The organism is Streptococcus sp. UMB1203, assembly GCF_030217725.1.
Classification (GTDB): Bacteria; Bacillota; Bacilli; order Lactobacillales; family Streptococcaceae; genus Streptococcus.
In genome coordinates this window covers 1-18,485 of record NZ_JASOOK010000001.1, presented here as the reverse complement: position 1 = coordinate 18,485, position 18,485 = coordinate 1, and the positions used below count along the sequence as shown (strand labels likewise).

Annotated in this window: 14 protein-coding genes; 13 read left to right on the top strand and 1 reads right to left on the bottom strand. The window is 40.2% G+C overall.

Features of this window, described 5'->3' with window-relative positions:
- Positions 1–59 precede the first annotated feature (59 nt).
- The 8 genes from ligA (at position 60) to QP439_RS00035 (ending at position 12,177) form a co-directional block, all read left to right on the top strand.
- Positions 60–2,018 carry an NAD-dependent DNA ligase LigA gene (gene ligA, locus QP439_RS00070; RefSeq protein ID WP_285386808.1) on the top strand — a complete coding sequence of 653 codons (1,959 nt, stop codon included), beginning with the start codon at positions 60–62 and terminating at the stop codon, positions 2,016–2,018.
- 118 nt (positions 2,019–2,136) lie between these two features.
- Positions 2,137–4,416, top strand: coding sequence for a type I pullulanase (gene pulA / locus QP439_RS00065; RefSeq protein ID WP_285386807.1), 2,280 nt, complete (start codon positions 2,137–2,139; stop codon positions 4,414–4,416).
- A gap of 314 nt (positions 4,417–4,730) precedes the next feature.
- Positions 4,731–6,659, top strand: a complete 1,929-nt coding sequence (gene glgB / locus QP439_RS00060; protein WP_049491444.1) for a 1,4-alpha-glucan branching protein GlgB — start codon at positions 4,731–4,733, stop codon at positions 6,657–6,659.
- Positions 6,649–7,791 carry a glucose-1-phosphate adenylyltransferase gene (locus QP439_RS00055; protein WP_020902830.1) on the top strand — a complete coding sequence of 381 codons (1,143 nt, stop codon included), beginning with the start codon at positions 6,649–6,651 and terminating at the stop codon, positions 7,789–7,791. The genes glgB and QP439_RS00055 overlap by 11 nt, the downstream gene beginning before the upstream one ends.
- On the top strand, positions 7,781–8,920 hold the full coding sequence (glgD, locus tag QP439_RS00050; protein WP_285386805.1) for a glucose-1-phosphate adenylyltransferase subunit GlgD: 1,140 nt from the start codon (positions 7,781–7,783) through the stop codon (positions 8,918–8,920). The genes QP439_RS00055 and glgD overlap by 11 nt, the downstream gene beginning before the upstream one ends.
- Positions 8,917–10,350 (top strand): glycogen synthase GlgA, encoded by a 1,434-nt coding sequence (gene glgA / locus QP439_RS00045; protein ID WP_285386804.1) that lies wholly within the window; start codon positions 8,917–8,919, stop codon positions 10,348–10,350. Before glgD ends, glgA begins: the two co-directional genes overlap by 4 nt.
- 58 nt (positions 10,351–10,408) lie before the next feature.
- The gene (gene serB, locus QP439_RS00040) at positions 10,409–11,053 is read left to right on the top strand and encodes a phosphoserine phosphatase SerB (protein WP_285386803.1); all 645 of its coding nucleotides are present in this window, start codon (positions 10,409–10,411) and stop codon (positions 11,051–11,053) included.
- A gap of 8 nt (positions 11,054–11,061) precedes the next feature.
- Entirely contained in the window at positions 11,062–12,177 is a 1,116-nt protein-coding gene (locus QP439_RS00035; protein WP_261080898.1) for a glycerate kinase, read from the top strand.
- Here QP439_RS00035 and QP439_RS00030 read toward each other — a convergent pair.
- On the bottom strand, positions 12,174–12,620 hold the full coding sequence (locus tag QP439_RS00030) for a DUF1694 domain-containing protein (RefSeq protein WP_261250975.1): 447 nt from the start codon (positions 12,618–12,620) through the stop codon (positions 12,174–12,176). The two genes, QP439_RS00035 and QP439_RS00030, sit on opposite strands and share 4 nt — an antisense overlap.
- 163 nt (positions 12,621–12,783) lie before the next feature.
- On the opposite strand from QP439_RS00030, the gene eno reads away from it, so the two are divergent.
- The 5 genes from eno (at position 12,784) to QP439_RS00005 (ending at position 18,331) form a co-directional block, all read left to right on the top strand.
- Complete coding sequence (eno, locus tag QP439_RS00025) at positions 12,784–14,088, top strand: surface-displayed alpha-enolase (protein WP_000022824.1); 1,305 nt, start codon at positions 12,784–12,786, stop codon at positions 14,086–14,088.
- Positions 14,089–14,358: 270 nt separating this feature from the next.
- Positions 14,359–15,618, top strand: coding sequence for a UDP-N-acetylglucosamine 1-carboxyvinyltransferase (murA, locus tag QP439_RS00020; RefSeq protein WP_020902835.1), 1,260 nt, complete (start codon positions 14,359–14,361; stop codon positions 15,616–15,618).
- Positions 15,619–15,633: 15 nt separating this feature from the next.
- Positions 15,634–16,185: a GNAT family N-acetyltransferase gene (locus QP439_RS00015; protein ID WP_261082876.1), complete on the top strand. Its 552-nt coding sequence runs from the start codon at positions 15,634–15,636 to the stop codon at positions 16,183–16,185.
- On the top strand, positions 16,178–17,455 hold the full coding sequence (gene spxR, locus QP439_RS00010) for a CBS-HotDog domain-containing transcription factor SpxR (protein ID WP_000033834.1): 1,278 nt from the start codon (positions 16,178–16,180) through the stop codon (positions 17,453–17,455). The genes QP439_RS00015 and spxR overlap by 8 nt, the downstream gene beginning before the upstream one ends.
- Positions 17,456–17,470: 15 nt before the next feature.
- Entirely contained in the window at positions 17,471–18,331 is an 861-nt protein-coding gene (locus QP439_RS00005; protein ID WP_285386802.1) for a methionyl aminopeptidase, read from the top strand.
- Positions 18,332–18,485 lie beyond the last annotated feature (154 nt).

Sequence of the window (18,485 nt, the reverse complement as noted above, 5' to 3'; positions counted from 1 at the left end):
TCTAAGTTTTCCGCCCTTCTCGTTTGTGAGGAGGGCTTACTTTGTGGTAAAATGGTTTTATGAATAAAAGAATGAATGAGTTAGTCGCCTTGCTTAATCGCTATGCGACTGAGTACTATACCAGCGACAATCCGTCGGTTTCAGACAGTGAGTATGACTGCCTTTATCGAGAGTTGGTTGAGTTAGAAACTGCCTATCCAGATCAAGTGTTAGCAGACAGTCCGACCCATCGTGTTGGTGGCAAGGTTTTAGATGGTTTTGAAAAATACAGTCATCAGTATCCTCTTTATAGTTTGCAGGATGCTTTTTCACGTGAGGAGCTTGAAGCTTTTGATGCGCGTGTTCGTAAGGAAGTGGCTCATCCGACCTATATTTGTGAGCTGAAAATCGATGGCTTATCTATCTCGCTGACTTATGAAAAGGGGATTTTGCTTGCTGGGGCAACACGTGGAGATGGTTCTGTTGGGGAAAATATCACGGAAAACCTCAAGCGTGTTAAGGACATTCCTTTGACTTTGCCAGAAGAACTAGATATCACAGTTCGTGGGGAGTGTTACATGCCACGTGCTTCTTTTGATCAGGTCAACCAAGCTCGCCAAGAAAATGGAGAGCCTGAATTTGCCAATCCTCGTAATGCAGCAGCAGGCACACTACGTCAGCTGGACACAGCAGTAGTAGCTAAGCGCAATCTTGCTACCTTTCTCTATCAAGAAGCCAGCCCTTCAACTCGTGATAGCCAAGAAAGGGTTTTGAAGCACCTAGAACAGCTTGGTTTTGTGGTCAATCCTAAGCGAATCTTGGCTGAAAACATAGATGAAATCTGGGATTTTATTCAAGAAGTAGGACAGGAACGGGACAATCTGCCTTACGATATTGATGGAGTAGTAATCAAGGTCAACGACCTCGCAAACCAAGAAGAACTAGGCTTTACTGTTAAGGCTCCAAAGTGGGCTGTAGCCTACAAATTTCCAGCTGAAGAAAAAGAAGCCCAACTCCTGTCGGTTGACTGGACAGTAGGCCGTACAGGTGTTGTGACTCCAACTGCAAATTTAACCCCTGTTCAGCTTGCTGGTACAACTGTTAGCCGTGCGACTCTGCACAATGTGGATTATATTGCTGAAAAAGATATTCGTAAGGACGATACGGTTATCGTTTATAAGGCTGGAGATATCATCCCTGCCGTCTTGCGTGTGGTAGAGTCCAAACGGGTTTCTGAAGAGAAACTAGATATCCCTACAAACTGCCCAAGTTGTGACTCTGACTTGTTGCACTTTGAAGATGAAGTGGCCCTCCGTTGTATCAATCCGCGTTGCCTTGCTCAAATCATGGAAGGTTTGATTCACTTTGCTTCTCGTGATGCCATGAATATTACAGGTCTTGGTCCGTCAGTAGTTGAAAAGTTATTTGCTGCTAATCTGGTTAAGGACGTGGCGGATATTTACCGCTTGAAAGAAGAAGATTTCCTCCTTTTAGATGGTGTCAAGGAAAGGTCTGCTGCTAAACTTTATCAGGCCATCCAGGCTTCCAAGGACAATTCTGCTGAGAAGCTCTTGTTTGGTTTGGGCATTCGTCATGTCGGCAGTAAGGCCAGTCAGCTTTTACTTCAACATTTCCACTCAATTGAAAATCTGGCTCAGGCAGATCCAGAGGAAGTGGCTAATATTGAAAGTCTTGGTGGTGTGATTGCCAAGAGTCTTCAGACTTATTTTGCGACAGAGGGCTCTGAAATTCTGCTTAGAGAATTGAAAGAAGCTGGGGTCAATTTGAACTATAAAGGACAGACTGTAGTGGCGGATGCGGCCTTGTCAGGATTAACAGTTGTATTGACTGGAAAATTGGAACGTCTCAAACGCTCAGAAGCTAAAAGTAAACTTGAAAGTCTGGGTGCCAAGGTGACAGGGAGTGTTTCTAAAAAGACCGACCTTGTCGTTGCTGGTGCAGATGCTGGAAGTAAACTGCAAAAAGCACAGGAACTTGGAATTGAAGTTCGAGATGAAGCATGGCTAGAAAGCTTGTAATTACAGTTTGAAACCAGAGTTTAGACAGTATGACTATGTTTGTTAGTCGTGACAAAATCGGTCAAGAGTTTATTAGTGAAAATAGAAAGAAATTAAGAAGTAAAAAGGAAAAATAAAAATGTATAACTACCCTATGCGCATTCATTACCATCGCAAGAATGGTGAATACGACACTTGCTCTTTTGTAAAAAGTCAGGATCAACGAATTGATCTACTGACTTACAAAGAAGATTATTTTGGTGCCTTATTTAGTTTTGAACATCCAAGTTCTCATGCCTTAGAAAGCTTGAATTTTGTGGTTCATACAGGTCAAACCAGTAAAGAATATGCTATCCGTTTTAATCACTATCCTCTCTTAACAGAGGTCTGGATTTTGGAAGGGGATGATAGAATTTATTACTCTGAAAATCCTGCGATTGCCAGTCCTTTCTATAAGAATCAAAATCCTTTTGCCTTTGATAAGGCTATCAATAGTGCTAGTTTCGACCACCACTGGGGCTACCAAGGTGAATTGGGGTGCCGTGTAGAGGATAATCAGGCTCATTTCGCCCTCTGGGCTCCTACAGCGACAGAAGTGCAGGTTGTCGTTTATGAATCAGCTACTAATGATGCACCTGTTTGGAAGACTTTTGAGATGGAGAGAGGCAATAGCTACTCTTATAACCATAAGGACAATACTATTGGTGTCTGGAGTTTGGATGTTGAGGAAGATTTGACTGGTAAGGCTTATCAGTATCAAGTCCAATTCCCTCATCACCAAACACTGACACGCGATCCGTACACTATTGCGACCAGCCCTGATGGCAAACGTTCAGCTATTCTGAGCCATGTAGAAAAGCAAGTTGAAAACTTCGAGGTTAAGCACGGTTCTGATGCTACTTGGCGTTTGACAAATCCATGTAAGGCAGTTATCTGTGAAATGCACATTCGTGATTTGACTAAATCACCGACCTCAGGTGTGGATGAACATCTTCGAGGAACGTTCTTGGGTGCTGCTCAGACTGGGACAGTTAACCAGTATAGCCAAGCAACTGCTTTTGATTACATCAAGAAGATCGGCTACAATTATGTTCAGTTGCAACCAATCGCAGATCGTCATAAAGAGTATGATGCAGATGGAAATGTAACCTACAACTGGGGGTATGACCCACAAAACTATAACTCACCAGAAACGAGCCTCTCAACAAATCCAGATGATCCTGCTCAGGTCATTCGTGATTTGAAGACCATGGTTCAAGCTTACCACGATGCGGGTATTGGTGTTATTATGGATGTGGTCTATAACCATACCTTCTCAGTTGTTGATGCACCTTTCCAAACAACTGTCCCTGACTACTATTATCGAATGAATCCAGATGGTACCTTCCAGAATGGAACGGGGGTTGGAAATGAAACAGCCAGTGAACATGAAATGTTCCGCAAGTATATGATTGATTCTCTTTTATACTGGGTGCAGGAATACAATATTGACGGCTTCCGTTTTGACTTGATGGGGATTCATGATGTCAAGACCATGCAGATGATTCGTCAAAGCTTGGATGAAATCGACCCAAACATTATCCTTTATGGAGAAGGATGGGATATGGGAACAGGTCTTGCCCCTTATGATAAGGCTAAGAAAGACAATGCCTACCAAATGCCAAACATCGGTTTCTTTAATGACAATCAGCGCGATGCTGTTAAAGGTGGAGAAGTCTACGGTGCTATCAAGTCAGGTTTTGTCAGCGGTGCTGCGACAGAGCCCATTCTTGCCAAAGCAATCCTAGGCAGTCGTGAACTAGGAACCTATACACATCCAAATCAAGTGCTTAACTACGTGGAAGCCCATGACAATTACAATCTTCACGATTTATTGGCGACCCTTCATCCAGACCAAAGTTCCGAGCAAATCATGCGTAAGGTTGAGACAGCCACAGCCATGAATCTGCTCATGCAAGGGATGGCCTTTATGGAAATCGGTCAAGAATTTGGTCGTACCAAACTAGATGCGACTGGTGAAAATGGTGAGTTGACCCATGATGATAGAGAGCGTGCTATGAATAGCTATAACGCTCCTGACAGTGTCAACCAAGTGAACTGGGACTTGATTAATGAGCGTCAAGACAGTATTGAATTTATCCGTCAGATGATACGATTGAAGACAGAAACCAGTGCCTTTTCTTACCCTACTTATGATGAAATTTACCATCATGTTTTTGTTCATTCCGCTCACGAACATAGTGGTTGGATTGTCTATGAGATTCATGGGGAAGAACATTTATTGGTTGTCTTTAATGCTAAAGGACAAGACTTCAAGTTTGAAAATGCAGGAAATCTAGAACTTTTGGTGACCAATAGCCACTTAAATGACAAAGATATGGTTGGTGGCGTCAGTGCCAGCGTCTTTAAAGTTTTGTAGAATAGATTTACAATTTAGATTCATTTGTGGTGTTTATCTGTTAATAAAATCAGGAGATTCGTTTCCTGATTTATTTTTTTTTTCTTAAAATTATATTTTTGTTAGCTAAATAACGAACTTTATGATAGTATTATTAAAAAACAATTCGTTTTCAAATCGTTTCTGAAAATTTCTTGATTTACAAGTGAACACATCAGTGAATTTGTTGAAGACTTTCAAAAGATTTTTTTGCAAATTCCGTAATTTACTTGAATCTTCCCTAAAAAGGTAGTATAATAAATCTATAGAAAACGCTTACAGAATTAGGAGGGTGTATGGATAAGAAACAAGCTTTAGAAACCTTTGTGACAGGTGAAAATTTTCACCTCCAGCACTATCTGGGAGCTCATAGGGAAGAAAAAAATGGAGAGTATGGCTATACTTTTCGTGTGTGGGCGCCTAATGCTCAGGCTGTTCACTTGGTAGGGGATTTCACCAATTGGGTTGAAAATCAAATTCTGATGGAACGGAATGAATTTGGAGTATGGGAAGTCTTTACCAGTCTTGCTCAAGAAGGTCAAATTTATAAGTATCATATCACACGTGCAAATGGTCATCAGCTGATGAAGATTGACCCTTTGGCTGTACGGTATGAGGCCCGACCTGGGACTGGTGCTATTTTAACAGATATTCCAGAAAAGAAATGGAAGGATGGCCTCTGGCTAGCCCGTAGAAAACGCTTGAGCTTTGAAGAGCGTCCTGTCAATATTTATGAGGCTCATGCTGGCTCTTGGAAGAGAAATCCGGATGGCAGCCCCTATAGTTTTGCTCAATTGAAAGATGAACTCATTCCTTACTTGGTTGAGATGAATTATACTCACATTGAGTTTATGCCCCTGATGTCTCACCCACTAGGTTTGAGTTGGGGCTATCAGCTTATGGGTTACTTTGCTCTAGAGCATGCCTATGGTCGTCCTGAAGAGTTTCAAGATTTTGTTGAGGAATGTCACTTAAACAATATAGGTGTTATTGTAGACTGGGTACCTGGTCACTTTACTATCAATGATGATGCCTTGGCCTATTATGATGGAACACCGACTTTTGAATACCAAGACCATAATAAGGCTCATAACTACGGTTGGGGAGCACTCAATTTTGACCTTGGAAAGAATGAAGTCCAGTCTTTCTTGATTTCTAGTATTAAGTTTTGGATTGATTTTTATCATTTAGATGGTATTCGCGTGGATGCGGTTAGCAACATGCTCTATCTTGACTACGATGATGCTCCATGGACACCTAATAAAGATGGTGGCAATCTCAACTATGAAGGTTATTATTTCCTTCAACGCTTGAATGATGTGATTAAACTAGTTCATCCAGACGTTATGATGATAGCTGAGGAAAGTTCATCAGCTACTCAGATTACTGACACTAAGGATTCAGATGGTCTAGGATTTGACTATAAATGGAATATGGGTTGGATGAATGACATCCTCCGATTCTACGAAGAAGATCCGATTTATCGTAAATATGACTTTAACCTGGTGACTTTCAGCTTTATGTATGTCTTCAAGGAGAACTATCTCTTACCATTCTCACACGATGAAGTGGTTCATGGCAAGAAGAGTATGATGCACAAGATGTGGGGAGATCGTTATAATCAATTCGCAGGCTTGCGTAATCTCTACACTTACCAAATTTGTCACCCTGGTAAGAAATTGCTCTTCATGGGTAGTGAATATGGGCAATTCCTAGAATGGAAATCTGAAGAACAGTTGGAGTGGTCTAACCTAGAAGATCCAATGAATGCTAAGATGAAGTATTTCACTTCTCAGCTAAACCAGTTTTACAAAGACCACCGCTGTCTGTGGGAAATTGATACTAGTTATGATGGCATTGAAATCATCGATGCGGATAATAGAGACCAGAGTGTTCTTTCCTTCATCCGTAAGGGGAAGAAGGATGATATGTTAGTCTGTATCTTTAATATGGCACCTGTTGAACGAAAAGATTTTACAATCGGACTTCCTGTTGCAGGGATTTACGAAGAAGTCTGGAATACTGAGTTAGAAGAGTGGGGAGGCGTTTGGAAAGAACATAATCAAACTGTGCAAACGCAAGAAGAACTATGGAAAGATTATGAGCAGACCTTGACCTTTACCCTACCAGCTATGGGAGCAAGTGTTTGGAAAATCAAACGTCGCTTGAAACCTACTAAAACCGTCACAAGTAAAAACCAAAAAGGAGTAGAAAATGAAGAATGAAATGTTAGCTTTGATTCTTGCTGGTGGGCAAGGAACTCGTCTCGGTAAACTCACTCAAAGCATTGCAAAACCAGCTGTGCAATTTGGTGGGCGCTACCGTATCATTGACTTTGCTCTTTCAAACTGTGCCAACTCAGGTATCAACAATGTTGGAGTTATTACACAGTACCAACCACTTGCTCTCAACAACCATATCGGGAACGGTTCAAGCTGGGGACTAGATGGTATCAATTCTGGTGTCTCTATTCTTCAACCTTATTCTGCAAGTGAAGGAAATCGTTGGTTTGAGGGGACTAGTCACGCTATTTACCAAAATATTGACTATATCGACAGTGTTAATCCTGAGTATGTCTTGATTCTGTCTGGGGATCACATCTATAAAATGGATTATGATGATATGCTCCAGTCTCACAAGGATAATAATGCCAGCTTGACAGTAGCAGTTTTAGATGTCCCTCTTAAAGAAGCTAGTCGTTTTGGTATCATGAACACAGATGCTAATAATCGTATCGTTGAATTTGAAGAAAAACCAGCTCAACCTAAATCTACAAAGGCTTCTATGGGTATTTACATCTTTGATTGGCAACGTCTTCGCAATATGCTTGTTGCTGCTGAAAAGAGCAATGTGGATATGTCAGACTTTGGTAAAAATGTCATTCCAAATTACCTTGAGTCAGGTGAAAGTGTCTATGCTTACGAATTTAATGGTTACTGGAAAGACGTTGGTACGATTGAGTCACTTTGGGAAGCCAACATGGAGTACATTTCTCCAGAAAATGCCTTGGATAGCCGTAACCGTCAATGGAAGATTTACTCAAGAAACTTAATTTCACCACCAAACTTCCTTGGGGCAAATGCTCACGTGGAAGATTCCTTGGTTGTTGATGGCTGTTTCGTAGATGGAACTGTTAAACATTCTATCCTCTCAACAGGTGCACAAGTTCGCGAAGGGGCAGAAGTAGTAGATTCAGTTATCATGAGTGGTGCAATTGTTGGTCAGGGAGCTAAAATCAAACGTGCCATTATTGGTGAAGGTGCAGTTATTTCTGATGGTGTCGAAATTGATGGAACAGAAGAAGTACAAGTTGTAGGATATGATGAAGTAGTGGGGGTAGCAACAGATGAAGATTGATAAATATTCTGCCATTTTAGGAAACACAGTTGGTTTTCATGATATGTCAACATTGACCGACCACCGTCCAGTAGCTAGTTTGCCATTTGGTGGTAAATATCGTTTGATTGATTTCCCGCTTTCAAGTCTTGCTAATGCTGGTGTGCGTAGTATTTTCGGTATTTTTCAACAAGACAATATCAGCTCAGTCTTTGACCATATCCGTTCTGGTCGTGAGTGGGGCTTGTCAACTCTTCTTAGCCACTACTATCTAGGTATTTACAATACCCGTGTGGAAAGTAGTACAGTTGGAAAAGAATACTACCAACAGCTTCTTACTTATTTGAAACGTTCCGGCTCAAACCAAACAGTGTCACTTAACTGTGATGTTTTGATTAATATTGATCTGAACCAAGTATTCCACCTACACAGTTCAACAAAAGGGCCTATCACTGTAGTTTATAAAAAACTAGCTAAGAAAGACATTTCAGAAGTCAATGCAATCTTGGAAGTGGATGAAACTGACCATGTTCGTTCTCACAAACTCTTTGACAGCAAATCAACAGATGAAGTTTACAATATGTCTACAGATATCTTTGTTGTTGATACACCTTGGTTGATTGAACGCTTGGAAGAAGAAGCTAAGAAAGAACATCCAGAGAAATTGCGCTATGTTTTACGTGATTTGGCTGCAAAAGAAGGAGCTTTTGCTTATGAGTACACAGGTTATCTGGCAAATATTCATTCTGTAGAGTCTTATTACCAAGCTAACAAAGATATGCTTGAATCGCAAAAATTCTACTCTCTCTTTACTCCAAATCAAAAGATTTATACAAAGGTCAAAAACGAAGAGCCAACTTATTATGCTAATACATCTAAGGTAAGTACATCTCAGTTTGCCTCTGGTAGTATCATTGAAGGTCAAGTGGCTAATTCCGTTCTATCACGTAATATTCATGTCCATAAGGATAGCCTGGTTAAAGATAGCCTACTCTTCCCTCGTGTTGTTATTGGAGAAGGGGCTCAGGTCGAATATGCTATCTTGGACAAGGGTGTAGAAGTTGCGGATGGAGTTGTGATCCGTGGAACTGCAGAACATCCAGTCGTCGTTAAGAAAGGTGCTAAAGTAACAGAGGATATTCATTCATGAAAATTTTATTTGTAGCAGCTGAGGGTGCACCCTTTTCAAAAACAGGTGGTTTGGGAGACGTCATTGGCGCTCTTCCAAAATCACTGGTAAAAGCAGGACACGAAGTTGCAGTGATTTTACCCTACTATGACATGGTAGAGGCTAAATTTGGCAATCAGATTGAAGATGTTCTTCATTTTGAGGTGAGCGTTGGTTGGCGTAAACAGTACTGTGGGATTAAGAAAACAGTATTAAATGGTGTAACCTTCTACTTTATTGACAATCAATATTATTTCTTCCGTGGTCATGTTTACGGTGATTTTGATGACGGAGAACGCTTTGCTTTCTTCCAACTTGCTGCCATTGAGGCTATGGAGAGGATTGACTTTATTCCCGACCTTCTCCATGTTCATGACTACCATACAGCTATGATTCCTTTCTTGTTAAAGGAAAAATACCGTTGGATTCAATCCTATCAAGGAATAAAAACTGTTTTAACTATTCATAATTTAGAATTCCAAGGACAATTTTCAGAAGGAATGTTATGGGATTTGTTTGGAGTTGGCTTTGAGCGATACGCTGATGGCACCCTTCGCTGGAACAACTGTCTGAACTGGATGAAGGCAGGTATTCTCTATGCGGATCGTGTGTCAACCGTTTCACCTAGTTATGCTCATGAAATTATGACTAGTCAGTTTGGATGTAACTTGGATCAGATTCTTCGAATGGAGTCTGGTAAAGTTTCTGGTATCGTGAATGGGATTGATGCTGACCTTTATAATCCTCAGACCGATACCCTATTAGACTATCATTTTAATCAGGAAGATTTGTCTGGAAAAGCCAAGAATAAGGCAAAATTACAAGAGAGAGTTGGCTTGCCAGTTAGAGCTGATGTTCCTCTGGTGGGAATTGTTTCTCGTTTGACACGTCAAAAAGGTTTTGATGTGGTAGTGGAAAGTCTGCACCATATCTTGCAAGAAGATGTTCAGATTGTTCTTTTGGGAACTGGTGATTCAGCCTTTGAAGGAGCTTTCTCATGGTTTGCTCAAATTTACCCAGACAAGCTATCAGCAAATATCACTTTTGATGTCAAACTAGCTCAAGAAATCTACGCTGCATGTGACCTCTTCCTCATGCCAAGTCGTTTTGAACCGTGTGGCTTGTCTCAAATGATGGCTATGCGTTACGGAACCTTGCCATTGGTTCATGAGGTTGGTGGTTTACGAGATACCGTTCGCGCTTTCAATCCAATCGAAGGAAACGGTACTGGATTTAGCTTTGACAATCTTTCACCTTACTGGTTGAATTGGACTTTCCAAACAGCATTAGACTTGTATAGAAATCATCCTGACGTTTGGAGAAACTTACAAAAACAAGCCATGGAGTGTGATTTCTCATGGGATACAGCCTGCAAGTCATACCTTGACTTGTACCATAGTTTAGTTAATTAATAGATAAAATCGTATGATGGCTTCATACGATTTTTGGGCTGTTTAGAGAGGAGAACTGATGTCTCAAGTAAAAGGCTTGTGTGTTATGGATGTTGATGGAACCTTAATTCTAGAAGAAGTGATTGATCTTTTGGGAAGAGAGGTAGGTCGTGAGGAGGAAATATCTCAGATTACAAGTTGGGCAATGCGAGGAGAGATAGACTTTGAAAGCAGTTTAAGAAAAAGAGTTTCCTTGTTGGAAGGCCTTTCTATTTCGATCTTTGATAAAGTCTTCAACTCTATTCATCTATCTCCAAATGCCCAGGAATTCATTTCCATTCTCCAAAAGAATGGCATTCAAGTTGGTCTGGTGTCCGGTGGATTTACACCAATAGTTGATAGATTAGCAAAATCTCTCGGTATTGCCTATTTCTCTGCCAATCAACTTGAAGATAAAGACGGTCATCTAACAGGAAAATTAGTTGGACAAATTATCAGTCCCCAGGTCAAAAAAGAGACTCTGGAAAAATGGAGAGAGGAACTAAAACTTCCTAAAGAAAGAACGATTGCAATCGGTGACGGGGCCAATGATCTATTAATGTTGAAGTCAGCAGGACTGGGAATTGCTTTTTGTGCCAAAGAGGTACTCAAAAAAGAAATACAACATCATGTTGACAAGAGGGATTTTTTAGAAGCTCTACCTTTGATTGACTGTTTAGAATGAGGGAAAATATGAAGATTGTAATTGCACCAGATTCATTTAAGGAAAGCTTGACAGCTCAACAGGTAGCTGAAGCAATAAAAAGAGGCTTCCAACAATCGATAGCAGATGTAGAATGTCTCCTCTGCCCTGTTGGTGATGGGGGAGAAGGTACTGTAGATGCTATCCGACATTCTCTTGACCTAGAAGAAAAATGGATCCAAGTGACAGGACCTTTTGGACAAAAAGAAGCCATGCGCTATTTTCAAAAAGGGGAACTTGCACTCTTTGAAGTAGCTGACTTGGTTGGTCTTGGAAAAATTCCGATGGAGAATCGAAATCCACTTCAAATCCAAACTCGTGGTATTGGAGAGTTGATTTGCAATCTCATTGCTAAAGGGATTAAAGATATCTATATCGGTGTTGGTGGCACGGCCAGTAATGACGGAGGAATTGGGATCGCTGCTGGTTTAGGTTATCGATTTTATGATAGGGATGGAAATGTCTTGCCTGCATGCGGTCAATCCTTATTGAACTTAGCTTATGTTTCAACAGAAAATCGCTATGAAATTCCTGAGGATGTTCAAATTCGTATTTTAGCAGATGTCGTAAGTCCCTTATGTGGTCATCAAGGTGCGACTTACACTTTTGGCAAGCAAAAAGGCCTAGATCCTACTATGTTTGATGCCGTAGATCAGGCAATCCAAGATTTTTATGAAAAAGTCTCACCTGCAACATTGGAAATTAAAGGAGCAGGAGCTGGTGGAGGCATTGCTGGCGGTTTGTGTGCCTTTGCTCAGGCAAATATCGTGTCTGGAATTGATACCTGCTTGAACTTAATCAACTTTGATAAGAAAGTTTCACATGCTGACTTGGTTATTGTAGGAGAAGGAAGGCTAGATCCTCAAAGCTTATCAGGTAAAGCGCCTATAGGCGTAGCAAAAAGAACCCCTGTCGGAGTTCCTGTTATTGCTATTTGCGGTAGTCTTGCTGAAGATTTACCTCCCTTACCATTTGAAAATATCCAAGCTGCTTTTTCAATTTTGGAGAAAAGTGAACCTCTAGAAGATAGTTTGAAAAATGCCAGTCTCTATGTGGAGCACACGGCTGCCAATATAGGGCATTTATTAAATATGCGCAAGATTTAGCCAAACCATTTTTTCCATAAGGATGTTTTGGCTGGTTCTTCCTTTTTAACTTCCCAAAGTTTTGCAAAAGCAAGTCGAAGGTTCTTTTCTTCTACTTGAACGGGTGCATTGGTGTGGATAATCAGGCCAAAAGGAGAAGAAGTATGCTCTTCAGATACAATGGTAGCTTGACTATCAGTTTCTTTAGCTTCTTTTAAGTAGAAAACTTGCTTGTCAAATTCGATATTTGGTGAAATCTTCACAAATAGTGGTTCTGCTTTTTCCTGAAGGTTTTCTAAAATAGATAAAAAGCCTTTTTCTAACTGAGGGCTATTTGCTGTGTCAATATCTGCATATCCAAGAACTCTTTCCTCAAAAGTGCCAAGATAGCGTCTTTGTTCATCTGGATTTAATTTTGGCCCACCATGAGCTTTTTCAAGTAATTGTTTTGATAAATCTGTCATGAAAACAGTATATCATAAAAGTTAGAATAAAACAGACAAAAGAAAGCGATTACTTTATAAAGTTAAGGAAAATTTGCACAAAGATAACGTTTTTTCTTGAAAAAGGAGGGTTTTTAATGTATTATAGAGGTGTAAAAAATTTAACTCATAAGGAGAGTAAAAAATGTCAATTATTACTGATGTTTACGCTCGCGAAGTCCTAGACTCACGCGGTAACCCAACACTTGAAGTAGAAGTTTACACTGAATCAGGTGCTTTCGGACGTGGTATGGTTCCATCAGGAGCTTCTACTGGTGAACACGAAGCAGTTGAACTTCGCGACGGTGACAAATCTCGTTACGGTGGTCTTGGTACACAAAAAGCTGTTGACAACGTAAACAACATCATTGCTGAAGCAATCATCGGCTACGATGTACGTGACCAACAAGCTATCGACCGTGCTATGATCGCACTTGACGGTACTCCTAACAAAGGTAAATTGGGTGCTAACGCAATCCTTGGTGTGTCTATCGCTGTAGCTCGTGCTGCTGCTGACTACCTTGAAATCCCACTTTACAGCTACCTTGGTGGATTCAACACTAAAGTTCTTCCAACTCCAATGATGAACATCATCAACGGTGGTTCTCACTCTGACGCTCCAATCGCTTTCCAAGAGTTCATGATCGTACCTGCTGGTGCACCTACATTCAAAGAAGCTCTTCGTTGGGGTGCTGAAATCTTCCACGCTCTTAAGAAAATCCTTAAATCTCGTGGTCTTGAAACAGCCGTAGGTGACGAAGGTGGATTCGCTCCTCGTTTTGAAGGAACTGAAGATGGAGTTGAAACTATCCTTGCTGCTATCGAAGCTGCTGGATATGTTCCAGGTAAAGACGTATTTATCGGATTTGACTGTGCTTCATCAGAATTCTACGATAAAGAACGTAAAGTTTACGACTACACTAAATTTGAAGGTGAAGGAGCAGCTGTACGTACTGCTGCAGAACAAATCGACTACCTTGAAGAATTGGTAAACAAATACCCAATCATCACTATCGAAGATGGTATGGATGAAAACGACTGGGACGGTTGGAAAGCTCTTACTGAACGTCTTGGTGGCAAAGTTCAATTGGTTGGTGACGACTTCTTCGTAACAAACACTTCTTACCTTGAAAAAGGTATTGCAGAAGGTGCTGCTAACTCAATCCTTATCAAAGTTAACCAAATCGGTACTCTTACTGAAACATTCGACGCTATCGAAATGGCGAAAGAAGCTGGTTACACTGCCGTTGTATCACACCGTTCAGGTGAAACTGAAGATTCAACAATCGCTGACATCGCAGTTGCAACTAACGCAGGACAAATCAAGACTGGTTCACTTTCACGTACAGACCGTATCGCTAAATACAACCAATTGCTTCGCATCGAAGACCAACTTGGTGAAGTAGCAGAATACCGTGGATTGAAATCATTCTACAACCTTAAAAAATAAAAAAGTTCAGTGAACTATTTTATCCCGAACCATGAAATTCAAAAGTTCGGCTGTTGATTTAGCAACGTTTTAAGTCCCTCGGATTTTATCCGAAGGGCTTTTTTTTTCTGTTCAGGGGGCAAAAAATGGGCAAAACTTTGTAAGAAACTCAGTTACCAATAAATCCTATTCAGCTAATATAATTGAAAATGATGGAAAAAAGGGTGAATTTATGATATACTTTAATGTAGGACCTTTTTAGAAATTTTGAAAGAGTATAAAAAATTTAAAATGAGAAAAATTGTTATCAATGGTGGCTTGCCTCTGCAAGGTGAGATTACCATTAGTGGCGCAAAAAATAGTGTAGTAGCTTTGATTCCAGCTATTATTTTGGCAGATGATGTGGTAACTTTGGATTGTGTCCCAGATATTTCCGATGTTGCTAGTCTTGTCGAAATTATGGAATTGATGGGCGCTACCGTTAAGCGTTATGATGATGTGTTAGAGATTGATCCAAGAGGTGTTCAAAATATTCCAATGCCATATGGGAAAATCAATAGTCTTCGTGCATCTTATTATTTTTATGGAAGTCTTTTAGGTCGCTTTGGTGAAGCCACTGTTGGCTTACCTGGTGGATGTGATCTGGGACCTCGCCCTATTGATCTACATCTTAAGGCTTTTGAAGCTATGGGAGCAACTGTTAGCTACGAGGGAGATAACATGAAGTTATCTGCTAAAGATACAGGACTTCACGGCGCAAGTATCTACATGGATACGGTTAGTGTGGGTGCGACGATTAATACGATGATTGCTGCGGTTAAAGCAAATGGTCGTACTATTATTGAAAATGCAGCCCGTGAACCTGAGATTATTGACGTTGCTACTCTATTGAATAATATGGGTGCCCATATCCGTGGTGCTGGAACCAATATCATCATTATTGATGGTGTTGACAGATTACATGGAACGCGTCATCAGGTGATTCCAGACCGTATTGAAGCAGGAACATATATTTCCTTAGCTGCTGCAGTTGGTAAGGGAATTCGGATTAATAATGTTCTTTATGAACACCTAGAAGGATTCATTGCTAAGTTGGAAGAAATGGGAGTGAGAATGACTGTATCTGAGGACAGTATTTTTGTCGAAGAACAGTCTAATTTGAAAGCAATCAATATTAAGACAGCTCCTTATCCTGGTTTTGCTACTGACTTGCAACAACCAATTACTCCTCTTCTATTAACAGCAGAGGGGCGTGGTACCATTATTGATACCATTTATGAAAAACGAGTAAACCATGTTTTTGAACTAGCAAAGATGGACGCAGATATTACGACTACAAACGACCATATTTTATATACTGGTGGACGTGTTTTGCGTGGTGCAAATGTAAAAGCTACTGACCTTAGAGCTGGGGCCGCACTTGTCATTGCTGGTTTAATGGCTGAAGGCAAAACTGAAATTACAAATATTGAGTTCATCTTACGTGGTTATTCAGATATTATTGAAAAATTACGTAATCTAGGAGCGGATATTACACTTGTTGAAGAATAAACCGTAGAGGTGTTTATGAATATTTGGACCAAATTAGCAATGTTTTCTTTTTTTGAAACGGATCGCTTGTATTTGCGTCCTTTCTTTTTTAGTGATAGTCAGGACTTCCATGAGATAGCTTCAAATCCAGAAAATCTCCAATTTATTTTCCCGACTCAAGCAAGTTTGGAAGAAAGTCAATATGCAATGGCCAATTATTTTATGAAATCTCCATTAGGAGTATGGGCTATTTGTGACAAGAAAACTGAAAAAATGATTGGTTCAATTAAGTTTGAAAAGCTAGATGAAATTAAAAAAGAAGCAGAACTTGGTTATTTTTTGAGAAAAGATGTGTGGTCTCAAGGTTTTATGACAGAAGTTGTTAAAAAACTTTGTCAGCTTTCTTTTGAGGAATTTGGTTTAAAACAATTATCTATTATAACCCATCTCGAAAATGAAGCCAGTCAACGAGTTGCTCTTAAGGCTGGATTTCGCTTGATTCGTCAGTTTAAAGGAAGTGATCGCTATACGAGGAAAATGCGTGATTATCTTGAGTTTCGCTTTGTAAAGGGAGAAATTAATGAGTAAACACCAAGAAATTCTAAGTTATTTGGAAGAATTACCGGTTGGTAAAAGGGTCAGTGTTCGAAGCATTTCCAACCATCTAGGAGTAAGTGATGGAACGGCCTATCGCGCTATCAAGGAAGCGGAAAATCGTGGAATAGTAGAGACTCGACCAAGAAGTGGTACTATTCGTGTTAAATCTCAGAAAGTTGCTATCGAAAGATTAACATTTGCTGAAATTGCAGAAGTGACTTCTTCTGAGGTTTTGGCTGGGCAAGAAGGTTTAGAGAGAGAATTTAGTAAATTTTCAATCGGTGCCATGACTGAACAAAATATCTTGTCCTACCTTCACGATGGTGGGCTCCTGATTGTCGGAGATCGTACGCGTATCCAATTACTAGCGCTGGAAAATGAAAATGCAGTTCTGGTTACAGGTGGATTTCAGGTTCATGATGATGTGCTTAAACTGGCCAATCAAAAAGGAATTCCAGTTCTGAGAAGTAAGAATGACACTTTTACCATTGCGACCATGATAAATAAAGCCCTGTCAAATGTACAAATCAAGACTGATATTCTGACAGTTGAGAAACTTTATCGCCCAAGTCATGAGTATGGTTTTTTGAGAGAGACTGACACTGTTAAAGATTATTTGGACTTGGTACGTAAGAATCGTAGCAGTCGTTTCCCTGTTATTAATCAACATCAGGTCGTTGTTGGGGTTGTTACTATGAGAGATGCGGGTGATAAGTCACCAAGTACCACAATTGATAAGGTCATGTCTCGTAGTCTATTTTTGGTTGGATTATCGACAAATATTGCCAATGTGAGTCAACGGATGATTGCAGAAGACTTTGAAATGGTACCGGTTGTTCGGAATAATCAAACCTTGCTTGGAGTTGTGACACGACGAGATGTCATGGAGAAGATGAGTCGTTCCCAAGTTTCGGCTCTACCAACTTTTTCTGAGCAGATTGGTCAAAAACTTTCTTACCACCATGATGAAGTAGTCATTACAGTGGAACCCTTTATGCTTGAGAAAAACGGAGTTTTGGCTAATGGTGTATTGGCAGAAATTCTGACCCACATGACCCAAGATTTAGTTGTTAATAGTGGTCGTAATCTTATTATTGAGCAGATGCTAATCTACTTTTTGCAGGCTGTTCAGATTGATGATATACTGCGCATTCAAGCACGCATTATCCATCATACTAGACGATCAGCTATTATTGACTACGATATTTATCATGGTCATCAGATTGTTTCAAAAGCTAATATAACCGTTAAAATTAATTAGAAACTAGGAGAAAAAATGATAACATTAAAATCAGCTCGTGAAATCGAAGCTATGGATAAGGCCGGTGATTTTTTAGCAAGTATCCATATTGGCTTGCGTGATTTGATTAAGCCTGGCGTAGATATGTGGGAAGTTGAAGAATACGTTCGCCGTCGTTGTAAGGAAGAAAATTTCCTTCCGCTTCAGATTGGAGTTGACGGTGCCATGATGGACTATCCTTATGCTACCTGTTGCTCTCTTAATGATGAAGTGGCTCATGCTTTCCCTCGTCACTATATCTTGAAAGATGGTGATTTGCTCAAAGTTGATATGGTTTTGGGAGGTCCAATTGCTAAATCTGACCTGAATGTCTCAAAATTAAACTTCAACAATGTTGAGCAAATGAAAAAATACACTCAGAGCTATTCTGGTGGCCTAGCAGACTCTTGTTGGGCTTATGCTGTTGGTACACCGTCCGAAGAAGTGAAAAACTTGATGGATGTAACCAAAGAAGCTATGTACAAGGGTATTGAGCAAGCCGTCATTGGGAATCGTATCGGTGATATTGGTGCAGCCATTCAAGAATACGCTGAAAGTCGTGGTTACGGTGTAGTGCGTGATTTGGTTGGTCATGGTGTTGGCCCAACTATGCATGAAGAACCAATGGTTCCTAACTATGGTGTTGCTGGTCGTGGACTCCGTCTTCGTGAAGGAATGGTCTTAACCATTGAACCAATGATCAATACAGGTGACTGGGAAATTGATACAGATATGAAGACTGGTTGGGCGCATAAGACCATTGATGGTGGATTGTCATGTCAGTATGAACACCAATTTGTCATTACGAAAGATGGACCTGTTATCTTGACTAGCCAAGGTGAAGAAAGAACTTATTAATAAAAAGTGAAAAGGCTGCTGGAAGTTGATTTTATAAAGAATTTACTAGAACTTTTCATAATAAAGCGCATTATATCGGCTCTATAATATTTGTAGTGGGTAAATCCCCTATGGATCTTATGGAGCCTTTTTTGTGTAGAAAAAAAGTCCCATA